Here is a 13,503-nt window from a genome sequence, read left to right as displayed (position 1 = left end):
TCTGTCTCTCAGATGACCCTGTGCATCGTCGTTGTGCACGGGTTCTTCTTCGTGGTGGTGCTGTCGGGCGGCACCGAGTGCCACCCTCATGCGAGAGGGACGGTCCTCGTGGCGAGGACCGTCCCTGTCGAATGCTTAGCGGCGCAGACCGAGGCGCTTGATCAGCGAGCGGTAACGCTCGACGTCGACGCTCTCGAGGTAGCGCAGGAGCCGGCGACGCTGGCCGACCAGGAGGAGCAGGCCGCGGCGGCTGTGGTGGTCGTGCTTGTGCTGGCGGCTGTGCTCGGTGAGGTCGAGGATGCGCTGCGTCAGCATCGCCACCTGGACCTCGGGGGAGCCGGTGTCGCCCTCGTGCGTGGCGTACTCGGACATGATCTTCTGCTTGACGTCTGCGCTCAACGGCATGGGTCGGCACTGCTCCTTCGTGTGATCGTTGCGCGGTGCACCAGGGCTGGTTCACCTGGGCTCTCTGAATCCGCGGCCGGTCTACGGCGAGCACAAGGTTACCAGCGGCGTGCTCCGCCTCCCTAATCGCCGTCGGGAGCCGCTGCCGGACCCATCGCCTCGCGAAGGGCCCCAGCGCTAATCCGGCCACGCGCGCCAGTTCCGAGCCGCGGAGCAACAGCCGTCGGGTTGCTACGACACTGCTCGCCCGCTGCGAGCAGTGTCGTAGCAGGGCGCTGGACGTGTGACCTCTGCTCGTGCGGGGGCCGGAGGCGCCAGGTCAGCTCCGCGCGGCCGCGGGTGCGCGCTCCGGCTCGGGGCTCGGACGCGCAGCGCGCGCGTGGAGGAGGCGTCGCGCCGGGCGTTCGACCAGCACGTGCATCAACCAGGCAGCCGCGCCGAGCGCCAGCACGAGGGCGACGACGGCCATCCCGGCCGACCACCAGGCGTCGTCACCCCACTCGCGCAGCCACGTCACGACCGGCCGCATCAGGTAGTGCGTCATGTAGAGGCAGTACGACGCCTCCCCTGCCGCGACCATGAGCGAGGTCGACAGCCAGGAGCCGACCCAGCCGCCGGCCGAGGCCACGACGACGACCACGAGGCCCATCACCGGAGCCATCCAGTAGTCGCCCGACGAGAGGGCCGGCACGAGCGCGACCGCCACCACCGCGACCGGCAGCACGGGCGCGAGCCGACCCAGGGCCAGACCACCCCGCACCCACGCCAGGCAGAGGAACATCCCGGCGATGAACTCCCCCATGATCCGCACGTAGAACATGTGCTCGAGGTTGCCGTTGGGCAGGGCAAAGACCGCGAAGACGGTGAGCATCGCGGCATACGAGAGGACCGCGAGCAGCAGCGAGGTGCGGGCCCGCACCACCCGCGCGACGACCACGAAGAGCAGGGGCGCGAGCAGGTAGGCGAACCACTCCGACGCGATCGACCACGCCGGACCGTTGAAGCTCGGGCGGTCGTTGAACCAGTTGTGCACCATCAGCACGTTCTGCCCGTATGCCGCGGGCGTGCGACGGTGCCCGCCCGCACCGATGCCGAGGGTCCCCGTCGCCACGGCCATCGCCAGGTCGATGTTCAGCGCGACGAAGTGCACCGGCCACACGCGGGCGAACCGGTTGCGCACGAATGACACGGCCGACCCCCGCGAGAAGGTGCGCATCGCGTCGGCGTAGTTGTAGGCGAGGATGAACCCGCTCAGGGGGAAGAACAGGTCCACGCCGAGGTAGCCGGCCCGCATGAAGGTGTCGGCGGGCAGCGTCCACGGGGCGAGCGCCTCGATGTCGGCGCGGTAGTGGAACAGCACCACCCAGACAGCGGCCAGCACCCGCAGCCCCGTCAGTGCCGGGAGCGGGGAGCGACGCTCCCCGGTCCCTGGCGTCGCGGCAACCGTGGCGGAGGTCAGGACGTGGCCCCGGACGTCCACTCGTCGGCGCGGATCGCGTAGACGGCCAGGTCGGTCCACCGTTCCTTGAACCAGGACCCCTTCTCGAAGTACGCCTCGCGCCGCATCCCGAGCCGCTCGCAGATCCGCGACGAGCCGGTGTTCTCCGGCTCGAGCTGCGCCCAGACCCGGTGCGCCCCGAGCTCGGTGAACGCGACCTCGGCGAGGGCACGGGCCGCCTCGGTGGCGTAGCCCTGCCCCTCCACGTCGGGGGTGAACACCCAGCCGAGCTCGACCTGCTTGCCGTCGGAGCCGTCGAGCCCGTTGAAGGCGAGCATGACGTCGCCGATGACCCGACCACCGCGGTCGACCGCGAGCGTGAGGTGTGTGCGCTTGTCGTCGATCAGGCCGGCCGTGGTCGAGTGGGCCACGAGGTCGGACACCTGCTCGCGGTTCCTCGGCTCCCCCGGGATGTAGCGGACCACGTCGGGCTGCGACCGGTAGGCGAGCACGTCGTCGACGTCACGCGGCAGGAAGCTGCGCAGGACGAGGCGCTCGGTCGTGATCGGCAGGCTGACGCGCGGCATACGAAGTCTCGGGTCAGAGGTTGATCATGTGGCCGGCGATGCCCTCGACGGCTTCCTTGACGGCCTCCGACAGGGTCGGGTGGGCAAAGACGTTGCGGGCCACCTCGTCGGCGGTGAGGTCCCACTTCTGGGCGAGCGTCAGCGCGGGCAGCAGCTCGGTGACGTCGGGGCCGATGAGGTGGGCGCCGATGATCTCGTTGTGCGTCGCGTCCGCGACCACCTTGACGAAGCCGACCGCGTCCCCGAGCCCCATCGCCTTGCCGTTGGCCGAGAACGGGAACTTGGCCACCTTGACGTCGAAGCCCTTCTCCTTGGCCTGCTCCTCGGTGTAGCCGAACGACGCGATCTGCGGCTGGCAGTAGGTCGCCCGCGGGATGAAGTCGTACTCGACCGGCATCGTCTCGGCGCCGGCCATCGTCTCCGCAGCGACGACGCCCTGGGCCTCGGCGGTGTGGGCCAGCATGAGCTTCCCGGTCACGTCGCCGATGGCGTAGACGTTTTCGACGTTGGTGCGGCAGTGGTCGTCGATGACGATGGCGCCGCGCTCGGTGGCCACGCCGAGCGCCTCGAGGCCGTAGCCCTCGAGCCGCGGGGCGAAGCCGATCGCCTGGAGCACCTTGTCGGTCTCGATGACCCGCGCGTCGCCCCCGGCCGCCGGCGAGACGGTGACCTTGACCTTCTCGCCGCTGTCGTCGATCGACTCGACCTTGGTCGACAGCAGGACGGTGATGCCGAGCTTCTTGTAGTGCTTGAGCAGCTCCTTGGAGACCTCGGCGTCCTCGGTCGGCACCATCCGGTCGAGGAACTCCACGATGGTGACGTCGACGCCGAAGTTCTTCATGACGTAGGCGAACTCGACGCCGATGGCACCCGAGCCGGCGATGACGATCGAGCCGGGCAGCTGGTCGGTGAGGATCTGCTCCTCGTAGGTCACGACGCGGTCGGACAGCGAGGTGCCGGGAATCAGGCGCGTGGTCGCGCCGGTGGCGATGATGAGCTTGTCGAACGTGACCGTCTGCTTCTCACCGGAGCTGAGCGCGACGTCCATCGAGGTCGGGCTGGTCAGGGTGCCCCAGCCGTCGATCTCGGTGATCTTGTTCTTCTTCATCAGGAAGTGCACGCCCTTGACGATGCCCGCGGACACCGCACGCGACCGGGCGTGCGTCGGGCCGAACGACATCGTGGCGTCGCCCTCGATCCCGAACTTCTCCTTCTCGTGGGTCAGGATGTGGCTCAGCTCGGCGTTGCGCAGCAACGCCTTGGACGGGATGCAGCCGACGTTGAGGCAGACACCGCCCCAGTACTTCGCCTCGACCACGGCGGCCCGGAGGCCGAGCTGGGAGGCGCGGATCGCCGCGACGTAACCGCCAGGACCAGCACCGAGAACTACGACGTCGAAGTCAGCCATGCGCGCCAGCCTACTGACTCGTCCGGCGACGCCCCACCTCGCCCGTGCCTAGCGCAGGGTGCGCAGGACGTCGTGGATCGCCCGGGCTGCGGGCGCGGCGGCCTCGGCGCCGGTGCCGCCCTGGGAGACCACGACCGCGACGGCATACCTCGGTCTGGTGGTCGGCGCGTAGGACACGAACCACGAGGTGTCCTGCTTGTCGAACGCCTCGGCGGTGCCCGTCTTGCCCGCCACCGGCCACTGCGCGAGGGGGAACCCGGCGAAGGCGCCGCGCGCCGTGCCCTTGGTCACGACCCCACCCAGCGCGCCGCGCAGGAAGGCCAGGGTGCCGGGCGGGAACGCCACGGTGCCGGCCTTCACCGGCGTCACCTTCTGCGTCGCGCCACCGGGCGTGACGAGGGCCCGCGCGACCTGCGGCTTCCAGAGCGTGCCACCGTTGGCGATCGCGGCATACACCTGGGCCATCTGGAGCGGGCTCACCGTGATGTCTCCCTGGCCGATCGCGAAGTTCGCCGCGTCACCAGCGCGGAACTGGAAGCCGGTCTGACAGTTCTCGACGGCCAGCTGCCTGAGGTATGCCGCGCGGCTGGGGTCCGTGGCGGCTACCTCGGGGTAGCCGGTCCGGGCCCGCTTGCAGGTGTCGACCCTGGTGTCCTCCCACTGGGTCTGCTTCCACTGCCGGTCGGGGATCCGGCCGGCCTGCTCGCCGGGCAGGTCGATGCCCGTGGTCCGGCCGAGCCCGAACCGGTCGGCCATCTCGACGAACGGGTCACGCGCATCGGACTTCGCCGCCAGCCCGCCCTGCGCCAGCCACGAGCGGTAGGCGAAGTCGTAGAAGATCGTGTCGCAGGAGACCTCGATGGCCTGCCGGAGCGAGATGGGTCCGTAGGCCCGCGACTCGAAGTTGGCGAACCGCCGGTTGCCGATCGTGTAGCCGGACGTGCAGTTGTACGTGCCGCCGAGGGAGTTCCCCGCTGCGACTGCGGCCGGCAGGCTGACCACCTTGAAGGTCGAGGCCGGCGAGAACGCCGCCGAGGTCACCCGGGAGACCAGCGGCGTGCCGGCCTTCGGGTCGGTGAGCCGGGCGAACTCGTCGGCGCCGACGCCGCCGGTCCACACCTGCGGGTCGTAGGACGGGTAGCTCGCCGCCGCCACCACCGCTCCGTTGGTGACGTCGAGGACCACTGCCGCGGCGGAGTCGGCCCGGTCGCCGCGCTTCCGAGCGCTCGCCACCGCAGTGGCCAGCGCCTTCTCGGCGGCGGACTGGACCCGGGCGTCGAGGTTGGTGACGAGGTCCTGTCCCGGTGTCGGGTCGACGTGGCCGAGCTGGCTCGTGACGATCCCGCGCGGGTCGACCGCGACGGTGGTCGTGCCCGGCGTGCCCCGCAGCTGGTGGTCGTACTGCTGCTCCAGACCGGCCCGCCCGACCAGGTCGAGGTCGCCGATCGCCCCCTTGGACGTCCTGACGTCGTCGGCATCCGAGCGACCGAGGTAGCCGAGGAGGTGGGCGGCGTTGACCGTCGGCTCGGCGGGGTAGTCCCGCACGGGTTGGGCGGAGACGCCGACGCCCGGGTAGAGGTCCGGGCGCTCGAGGAGGCTGAGCGCCTTGCGGGGATCCACGCCGCTGACCAGCGGGATGGGCACGTACGCCGAGCCCGCCCAGCAGACCGGGGCCGGCGGCGCACCACTGACCCCGCACAGCTGGGTGCGGCCCCAGAGCTGGCCGAACGGTGCGCCCACCACCATCGCCACCCGCCGGACGAGGTCGCGGCCGCCGTCAGCCGCGTCCACGAGCACCGCCCGGTCGACCGTGACGACGGTCTCGGTCGTGTTGTCGACCAACGGTGTGCCGTTGCGGTCGAGGATCCGGCCGCGCACCGCCGCCTCGGTGACCGTGCGCGTGTTGACCGTGGCCGCAGCGGCCCGGTAGTCCGCGTGGCCGGCGATCTGCACCTGTCCCAGCCTGCCGAGCAGGGCACCCATGAAGCACAGCACGACGAGCGCGAGCACCCACACCCGAGGTGAGTGGTCGGAGCGGACGGCGGGAAGGCTCACCGCCCGCTCCGGGCCAACCGCTGCTCGCAGCGCACGAGGACCGGGACGAGGACCGCGCAGAGGACGACGGTGAGCAGGAGCTCGGCGCCGACCACCGGCCACTGCACCGGCGCACCGGTCAGGGCCGCGACGGCGAGCCGCCCGGTCGTCACCACCACCGCGGCGGCCGCACCGACGGTGGCGATCCAGCCGAACGGCGACTGGCCCTCACGGCGGCCGGCACCGGCGACCAGGCCGGCCGCGGCATACAGGAGGGCTGCGGTGCCGAGCACCGCCGAGCCGGGCGGCATCAGGTCGACCAGCCAGCCACCGGCCAGCCCGAGGATGGCTCCGCGGGACGGCCCGACCCAGAGCGCCCCGGCCACGACCACCGGGAGGACGAGGTCGGGGAGGGCGAGCTGCGTGCGTGCCGAGAGGACCACCGAGGTGACCGCCGCGAGCAGCAGGGCGAGGCTCCGGAAGGTCAGGGTCAGCGACGGAACCGGCACGGCCTCACCCCGCCGTGCTGGGGGTGCGGGGCGTGGTGCGCGGTCCGGCGAGGAGGACCCCGACGACGTCGAGGGTCGTCAGGTCGACGGCGGGTCGCACCGACGCGGTCTTCGTGAGGTCACCGGGCGCCTGGTCGACGTCCTGCACGGTGCCGACCCGCAGGCCGGCTGGGAAGGGTGCCCCGCCGACGCTGCCCAAGGTGGTCACGGCGTCGCCGGCCCGCACCGTCCCGCGTTCGACGACGGTGAGGTTGAGCTGACCGGCCGGGCGGTGCTGGGGACCGCGCGCGCCGCTGCCCACCGAGCCGAGCGTGCCCGCTGCGCCCACGCGGATGCCGACGACCAGGTCGGCGCTGCCGACGAGCAGCACGTCGCAGGTCCAGGGCGAGACCGCGACGACCCGGCCGACCAGTCCCTCGGCGGCGACGACCGACAAGTCGGGCTTCACGCCGTCGCGAGCGCCGAGGTCGAGGGTGACGCGCTCGGGCCCGGCGGCACCCTGACGCCCCACGCCGACCACGCGAGCGGGCAGGAAGGTGCTCCCCGCGAGGTCGGGTGCCCCGGACAACGCGGCGAGCTCGCGGGTCTCGCGGGTCTGCGCGACCAGCTGGTCGCGCAGCACCCCGTCGCGGGCCCCGGACGCACCGGGTCCAGCGGCATCGGCACCCGGCGACAGGACCCGCTCGATCGGCCCGAACGCGGCACCCCCGGCGGACCGCAGCTGCCCCGCGCCCGGCCCACCGGCGACGTCGACCCCGAGCACGACCACGGTCACGGCCAGCAGCACCACGAGGAGGCGGCGTCGGGAGGTCTCGTGCATCGGTCACCCGAGCCCGTCAAAAGCGGCGCGTGTCGATGAGGACCCGCTCCAGCGTCGAGAACTCCTCCACGCACCGCCCGGAGCCGCGCACCACGGCCCGCAACGGGTCGTCGGCGACCCGTACCGGCACGCCGAGCTCGTGGCGGAGCCGCTCATCGAGTCCGCGCAGGAGCGCTCCCCCACCGGTGAGCGTGACGCCGTTGTCGAGGATGTCGCCCGCGAGCTCGGGCGGGCACACGTCGAGGGTGGCTCGCACCACGTCGACGATCTGGAGCACCGGCCCCTCGATGGCCCGCCGGACCTCCTGGCTGGTGATCGTCACGGTCTTAGGGAGGCCGCTCACCAGGTCGCGGCCCCGCACGCGCGTGCTGGTCTCCTCGCTGAGGGGGAACGCGGAGCCGGCCGCCACCTTGATGTCCTCGGCGCTGCGCTCCCCCAGCAGCAGGGAGTACTCGCTCTTGACGTGCGCGATCACCGCCTCGTCGATCTCGTCACCGCCGACCCGCACCGACCTGGCCGTCACGATCCCGCCGAGGCTGATCACCGCGACGTCGGTCGTGCCGCCCCCGATGTCGACGACCATCGAGGCGGAGGTCTCGTTGACCGGCAGGCCAGCGCCGATCGCGGCCGCCATCGGCTCCTCGATCACGTAGACCCGGCGGGCTCCCGACCGGATCGCGGCGTCCTCGAGGGCCCGGCGCTCGACCCCGGTGACCTCACTCGGGACGCACACCACCATCCGCGGGCGGACCAGCCGGGACGGTCGCACCTGGTCGACGAAGTAGCGCAGCATCTGCTCGGTGACGTCGGCGTCCGAGATGACGCCGTCGGCCAGGGGCCGGACCGCCCGGACATGCCCCGGCGTGCGCCCGAGCATCTCCCTGGCCCGGGTGCCGGCGGCGATCAGCCGGCCGGTGCCGGCCTCGACCGCCACGACCGACGGTTCGTCCAGGACGACTCCCCGACCGCGCTCGTAGACGAGGGTGTTGGCGGTGCCGAGGTCGATGGCCAGGTCCCTGCCCATCGTCATCCACCCGCGCGCACCGCTCCTCACGCCGCGATGCTAGGTCGGCGGCAGGGCGGGATCGGGGAGCCGCGCCCGACCCGCTCCGAGGATGGTGCGGGTGTGACTGGTGTGACGGTTCACTCGCCTCGTCGAGGCAACCGCCGGGCTGTGGTCAGGCAGCCAGGGCGGCCTGTCGGACGGGTTGGGCCACCTCGCGCGGCCGGCGCATCGCGGCCCGGAGGCGCCAGGCGGCGAAGACGGCCACCAGGCTGATGGCCACGTGCAGGCCGATGAACACGCTGCCGAGCCCGGCACCGAGGATCACGCCGGCGACCAGCGGTCCCACCGCCGAGAACCCGGTCTGCAGCGCGGTGAACATGCCGAGGGTCGTGCCGACCAGCCCGGACGGGGCCAGGCTCGCGGTCAGCGGGTTGAGCACCGGCGCGTACATCGTCTCGCCGACGGCGAAGATGCCGAAGGTCGTGACGAACAACGCGGCGGACAGCTCGGGGCTCAGCGACGCGGCGGCCAGCACCAGCCACGACACGGTCCAGATCGCGCCCACGCCCATGAGGAGGGTCGCCCCACTGCGCTGGGCCGTCAGCCGGACGACCAGCATCTGCAGCGCGATGATGACGACGCAGTTGACCGCGGCGGCCAGGCCGATGGTGGTCTCCTCGACGTGCAGGACCGTGAGGGCGTACGCCGGGAGGCCCGACTCGAACTGGGCGTAGAAGCCCAGCGCCAGGGTCACCGTGATGAGGGCGGTCCAGCGCAGCGCCGGGATCGCCCAGATGGCGCGCAGGGCCTCGCGCGGGCTGGTGGACCCGACGCCCTGGGAGGTGAGGCCGGGCTCGTCGACCGAGCCGACCGGCATACCCCAGCGGCGGGCGCCGGCCGCCAGGAGGAGGACACCCGAGACGAGGAAGCCGACGGCAGCGGCGGCGAACGCCGGCCACATGCCGGTGGCGCGGTCGAGGTCGACGACGTAGCCGGCGGCGAACGCACCCACGGCCATGCCGAGCGCCTGCCCGGTGAACTGCCACGCGAAGACCTTGCGGCGGTCCGCTCCGCCGACCCAGCGCAGCACGAGGACGGACTGGGCCGGACCCGCGGCGGTGATCCCCAGGCCGAAGACGAACATGCCGACGAGGAAGGAGACGGGGCCGTTCGCCCAGATCAGCGATGCGGCTCCGGCTGCGGCGACGACCTTGGCGGCGACGGCGACCGCGACCGGTGACCTGCGGTCGGCCAGGCGCCCGCCGACGGGCGCCGCGAGCAGCGCGCCCACCGAGAACAGGCTCGAGGCGGCGGCCGCGACGAGCGAGCCCCAGCCGCGCGTGGTGGCTGCGTAGGCGTACTGGTAGGGCAGGACGGTGCCCCAGCCGAGCATGGCAACGGCTGAGGCGATGATCAGGAGACGGGCGCGCATGGGAGGGTCAACAGTTCTTCGAGTCCGAATATTTCGATATCGAAATCTTAGCATGCGAAGATGGGGCCATGCCTCCCCGCGGAAAGCGCGCCCCGAGCGCCCAGGAGCAGTACCAGGAAGCCGTCGCCACCTATGTGGCGGCCGGCGGGGACGAGTCGGTGCAGCGGGTCATCACGGCGGTGAACTCGATGAGCCGCAAGCTCGAGCAGTGGTACACCCGCCAGCTCGTCGACCTCGACCTGTCGCACGGCGAGTGGTCGGTCGTGGCCCAGCTGGCCACCGCCGACGGCGCGCCCATGACGCCGAGCCGCCTCGCGGATGCCAGCAACGTGGCGGCGTCCTCGATGACGCACCGGCTCGACAAGATGACCGAACGCGGACTGGTCCGCCGCTCCCCCGACCCCGACAACCGCACCCGGGTGCTCGTCGAGCTCACCGACCAGGGCTGGGAGCTGTTCGGGGCGGCCGTGCGCGAGGCGAACGTCGTCGAGTCCGACGTCCTCGCCGGCCTGACCCGCAAGGAGCGCGGCCAGCTGGCCGCGCTCCTCGAAGTGGTGATCAGCAGTCTCGACGACCTCGAGACCCCGTAGGGCTCCGGGGCTCAGCGGCCCCGCCGGTCAGAGGTTCGGGAACCAGATCGCGATCTCGCGCGCGGCCGACTCCGCGGAGTCGGAGCCGTGCACGATGTTCTCCTGGACCTTCTTGCCCCAGTCGCGGCCGAGGTCGCCACGGATCGTGCCGGGCAGCGCCGCGGTCGGGTCGGTGGCACCGGCCAGGGCCCGGAAGCCCTCGATGCAGCGGTGGCCCTCGATGACGACTGCCGCGACCAGGCCGCTGGACATGAACTCGACGAGGGGCTCGTAGAACGGCTTGCCCTCGTGCTCGGCGTAGTGCTCGGCCAGCTGCTCGCGGGTCGGGGTGGTCACCGCGAGCGCGGCCAGGGTGTAGCCCTTGGCCTCGATGCGGCGCAGGACCTCTCCGGAGAGGCCGCGGGCGAACCCGTCGGGCTTGACCAGGACAAGGGAACGTTCGGTCTGAGTCGTCACGTCGGCCAGCCTACCGAGCAGAGCAGGGGCTAGCGTCACGGTGTGCGAGGGGCCAGGCGGACGAGCGAGGCCTTCGCGTATGCCGCCTGGCTGGCCCAGCCGCTCTACCTCGTCGGCGAGGTGGGAGTGGCCGCCCTGGCCGGGGTTGCCTACTCGGGGCGGGACGACACGATCAGCGCCCTCGGCACGGCCTGCGACCCCGGTGACGCGGGCTGCTCCTCGGCGCCCGTCGCCATGAACGCCGCCTTCGTCGTCTTCGGGCTGCTCCAGGCGGGCGGCGCGGTACCCCTGCTCGCGCGTCGAGGGCGCAGTGCCCGCAGGGTTCTGGTCGGCTGGCTCTGGGTGGTGGCCGGCCTCGCCTCCGTCGGCGTCGGCCTGCTGCCGGTCGACACGCATCCGACCGCCCACTCGCTGGTCGCCCTGCCCGTCTTCGCGGCGCAACCGCTGGCGCTGCTGCTCCACGCCCGAATGCTCGCTCCGGGCGTCGCCCGGCGGGTCGGACTCGGCCTCGCGACGGTCGCCCTGGTCGGCGTCGCCTGCTTCGTGGCGCTGCTGGGCCACGACGAGTGGGTGGGCACCGCCGAGCGGGCCGCCATCTGGCCGGCCAAGCTCTGGCTGCCCCTGGTCGCGGTGGCTACTGCTGGGTGGCTTCGACCCGGGCCGCCACCTGGTCCTCGACCCGGCGGCACAGGACCAGCGAGCCCACCCACAGCACGAGGAAGATGACCCCGACGCCGATCATGGCCGGCACCACCACGGCGCTCGCGAAGGTGAGCACCTGGATCAGCCAGCCCAGCGTCACCCCCCACGGGCGGCGCATCAGCCCAGCAGCCAGGAAGCAGAGCAGCGCCAGCCCGACACCGGTCCAGAGCCACGCGTGGCTGCGGTCGTCACCCTGGGCGCTGGCGAGCCCGCGCGCGACCAGGGCCCCGAGGAACACGACGACTCCCTGGCTGCCCAGCACGGTGGCGAGCATCCGCCAGGTGAACTTGCCGAGGGAGCCGTAGAAGACGATCCCCTTCATCGACCACCTCGGCCGTTGTCACGGAACCTCGTGACGAGCCAGAACACGACGGCCACGACGATGACGAGCACCACGAACTTCCCGATCATGCCTCGAGCGTATGCCGTGCGGTCACGGCCGCGTGCAGGCGCCGGGACGGCGTACTGTCAGAGCACGGAGTCATTCAGGCTTCCTAGCGCTGGGAGCACAGCCATGGCCGACAAGTCACCTCGACAACACCTGGCCAAGAAGGCGGGCAAGTCCATCAAGGAGAAGCGCGCCGAGAAGCACGCGAAGGCCGACGCCAAGACCCACCTCGACGTGGGCCAGATCGGCAAGAAGTAGCGGACCCCGCAGCGGCCCGGTCCCGTCGAGGGGTCGGGCCGCTCGGGTGGCCGGGGTCGGTCAGACCTCGGTGGCGCCGAGCAGCATGCGCACCTCGGCCGCAGTCGTCACCGAGCCGGTGGCGAGCACTCCCCCACCGACGCCGCCCTCGTCGGCCAGGCCCGCTGCGGTGTCGAGGGCGTCGGGCAGGTCCTGGACGACCGTGACCCGGTCCTCGCCGAAGATCTCGACCGCCAGCTCGCCGAGCTCGTCGGGGCGCATCGCCCGCGGCGAGGTGGTCCGTGACACGACGACGTGGTCGAGCACCGGCTCGAGGATCTCCAGCATCTCGGTGGCGTCCTTGTCCTTGAGGATGGCGATCACCCCGATGATCCTCGCGAAGTTGAACGAGTCCTCCAGGGCGGCTCGCAGCGCCAGCGCGCCGGCGGGGTTGTGCGCCGCGTCGACGAGGACGGTGGGCGAACGCCGCACGATCTCCAGCCGCCCCGGCGAGGCCACGGCCGCGATGCCCGCCCGGACGGTGTCGGGGTCGAGGCGCTGCTCGCCGCCGCCGAGGAACGCCTCGACCGCCGCGATGGCGAGCACCGTGTTGTGGGCCTGGTGCGCACCGTGCAGCGGAAGCAGCAGGTCCTCGTACTCGCCACCGAGGCCGCGGACCGAGATCTGCTGGCCACCCACGGCCACCTCACGCGTGAGCAGGCCGAAGTCGTTGCCCTCCAACGCGATCCGTGCGCCCACGGATTCCGCTCGCTGGGCCATGATCTCGGTGACCTCCGGCTCCTGCACGCCGATGACGGCCAGGGCATCGGCCTTGATGATCCCCGACTTCTCGTCAGCGATCGCCTCCACCGTGTCGCCGAGCATGCGGGTGTGGTCGAGGCTGACCGGCGTCACGACGGCCACCTGGCCGTCGGCGACGTTCGTCGCGTCCCACGCCCCGCCCAGCCCGACCTCCACGATGGCGACGTCGACCGGCGCGTCCGCGAACGCGGCATACGCGATGGCCACGAGCATCTGGAAGTAGTTCATCCGCGGGCGACCGACCTCCGCGGACTGGGCGTCGACGATCTCGACGAACGGCAGCACCTCGTCGTAGGCCGCGATGAACTTCTCCGGGCTGATCGGCACCCCGGACAGGGCGATCCGCTCACGCATCGAGTGGAGGTGGGGCGAGGTGAAGCGCCCGGTCTTCAGCCCCATCTCGCGCAGCAGCGAGTCGATGATCCGCGTCGTCGAGGTCTTGCCGTTGGTGCCGGTGAGGTGGATGACCGGATAGCTGCGCTGGGGGTCGCCGAGAAGGTCCATCACCGCACGGATCTGGTCGAGGGACGGCTCGATGTCGGTCTCCGGCGCGCGAGCGTCGATGGCCTGCTCGACCTCACGGAGCCGTTTCATGACCTCGAGGTTGTGCGCGGCCTCGCGCTGGGCGGTATCAGGAGCAGGCATGCCCCCATCCTCCCGCAGCGACCA

Annotated in this window: 15 protein-coding genes; 3 read left to right on the top strand and 12 right to left on the bottom strand. The window is 71.9% G+C overall.

What is annotated here, in order from left to right; translation table 11 throughout:
- Window positions 1–135: 135 nt before the first annotated feature.
- The 9 genes from rpsO to ACXJKD_RS16425 all read right to left on the bottom strand — a co-directional run bounded on the left by rpsO (window position 136) and on the right by ACXJKD_RS16425 (window position 9,639).
- On the bottom strand, window positions 136–405 hold the full coding sequence (gene rpsO / locus ACXJKD_RS16465; RefSeq protein WP_056923573.1) for a 30S ribosomal protein S15: 270 nt from the start codon (window positions 403–405) through the stop codon (window positions 136–138).
- 319 nt (window positions 406–724) lie between these two features.
- Window positions 725–1,885 carry an acyltransferase family protein gene (locus tag ACXJKD_RS16460; protein ID WP_457255688.1) on the bottom strand — a complete coding sequence of 387 codons (1,161 nt, stop codon included), beginning with the start codon at window positions 1,883–1,885 and terminating at the stop codon, window positions 725–727.
- On the bottom strand, window positions 1,861–2,430 hold the full coding sequence (locus tag ACXJKD_RS16455; RefSeq protein ID WP_457255687.1) for a GNAT family N-acetyltransferase: 570 nt from the start codon (window positions 2,428–2,430) through the stop codon (window positions 1,861–1,863). The genes ACXJKD_RS16460 and ACXJKD_RS16455 overlap by 25 nt, the downstream gene beginning before the upstream one ends.
- A gap of 13 nt (window positions 2,431–2,443) precedes the next feature.
- Window positions 2,444–3,838 (bottom strand): dihydrolipoyl dehydrogenase, encoded by a 1,395-nt coding sequence (lpdA, locus tag ACXJKD_RS16450; RefSeq protein ID WP_457255686.1) that lies wholly within the window; start codon window positions 3,836–3,838, stop codon window positions 2,444–2,446.
- 48 nt (window positions 3,839–3,886) lie between these two features.
- A complete protein-coding gene (gene mrdA, locus ACXJKD_RS16445; protein WP_457255685.1) occupies window positions 3,887–5,893 on the bottom strand; it encodes a penicillin-binding protein 2 in 2,007 nt (668 codons plus the stop codon).
- Window positions 5,890–6,381 (bottom strand): rod shape-determining protein MreD, encoded by a 492-nt coding sequence (locus ACXJKD_RS16440; protein ID WP_457255684.1) that lies wholly within the window; start codon window positions 6,379–6,381, stop codon window positions 5,890–5,892. The genes mrdA and ACXJKD_RS16440 overlap by 4 nt, the downstream gene beginning before the upstream one ends.
- Before the next feature lie 4 nt (window positions 6,382–6,385).
- On the bottom strand, window positions 6,386–7,201 hold the full coding sequence (mreC, locus tag ACXJKD_RS16435) for a rod shape-determining protein MreC (protein ID WP_457255683.1): 816 nt from the start codon (window positions 7,199–7,201) through the stop codon (window positions 6,386–6,388).
- Between the two features lie 16 nt (window positions 7,202–7,217).
- Complete coding sequence (mreB, locus tag ACXJKD_RS16430; protein ID WP_457255880.1) at window positions 7,218–8,231, bottom strand: rod shape-determining protein MreB; 1,014 nt, start codon at window positions 8,229–8,231, stop codon at window positions 7,218–7,220.
- Between the two features lie 148 nt (window positions 8,232–8,379).
- On the bottom strand, window positions 8,380–9,639 hold the full coding sequence (locus tag ACXJKD_RS16425; protein ID WP_457255682.1) for an MFS transporter: 1,260 nt from the start codon (window positions 9,637–9,639) through the stop codon (window positions 8,380–8,382).
- A 68-nt stretch (window positions 9,640–9,707) separates the two neighbouring features.
- Between ACXJKD_RS16425 and ACXJKD_RS16420 the strand changes: the two genes are divergently transcribed.
- A complete protein-coding gene (locus ACXJKD_RS16420; protein WP_457255681.1) occupies window positions 9,708–10,229 on the top strand; it encodes a MarR family winged helix-turn-helix transcriptional regulator in 522 nt (173 codons plus the stop codon).
- A 27-nt stretch (window positions 10,230–10,256) separates the two neighbouring features.
- On the opposite strand, the gene ndk is transcribed toward ACXJKD_RS16420, so the two are convergent.
- Window positions 10,257–10,685, bottom strand: coding sequence for a nucleoside-diphosphate kinase (ndk, locus tag ACXJKD_RS16415; RefSeq protein WP_457255680.1), 429 nt, complete (start codon window positions 10,683–10,685; stop codon window positions 10,257–10,259).
- A gap of 42 nt (window positions 10,686–10,727) precedes the next feature.
- Between ndk and ACXJKD_RS16410 the strand changes: the two genes are divergently transcribed.
- The gene (locus ACXJKD_RS16410; protein ID WP_457255679.1) at window positions 10,728–11,411 is read left to right on the top strand and encodes a DUF998 domain-containing protein; all 684 of its coding nucleotides are present in this window, start codon (window positions 10,728–10,730) and stop codon (window positions 11,409–11,411) included.
- Here the strand turns inward: ACXJKD_RS16410 and ACXJKD_RS16405 are convergent.
- Window positions 11,320–11,709 carry a DUF4233 domain-containing protein gene (locus ACXJKD_RS16405; protein WP_457255678.1) on the bottom strand — a complete coding sequence of 130 codons (390 nt, stop codon included), beginning with the start codon at window positions 11,707–11,709 and terminating at the stop codon, window positions 11,320–11,322. The two genes, ACXJKD_RS16410 and ACXJKD_RS16405, sit on opposite strands and share 92 nt — an antisense overlap.
- Window positions 11,710–11,901: 192 nt before the next feature.
- Between ACXJKD_RS16405 and ACXJKD_RS16400 the strand changes: the two genes are divergently transcribed.
- Entirely contained in the window at window positions 11,902–12,033 is a 132-nt protein-coding gene (locus tag ACXJKD_RS16400; protein WP_255358323.1) for a hypothetical protein, read from the top strand.
- 60 nt (window positions 12,034–12,093) lie between these two features.
- On the opposite strand, the gene ACXJKD_RS16395 is transcribed toward ACXJKD_RS16400, so the two are convergent.
- Window positions 12,094–13,479: a bifunctional folylpolyglutamate synthase/dihydrofolate synthase gene (locus tag ACXJKD_RS16395; RefSeq protein WP_457255677.1), complete on the bottom strand. Its 1,386-nt coding sequence runs from the start codon at window positions 13,477–13,479 to the stop codon at window positions 12,094–12,096.
- Between the last annotated feature and the right edge of the window lie 24 nt (window positions 13,480–13,503).

Source organism: Pedococcus sp. P5_B7 (assembly GCF_054049895.1).
This window is presented reverse-complemented; position numbering and strand designations above follow the sequence as displayed.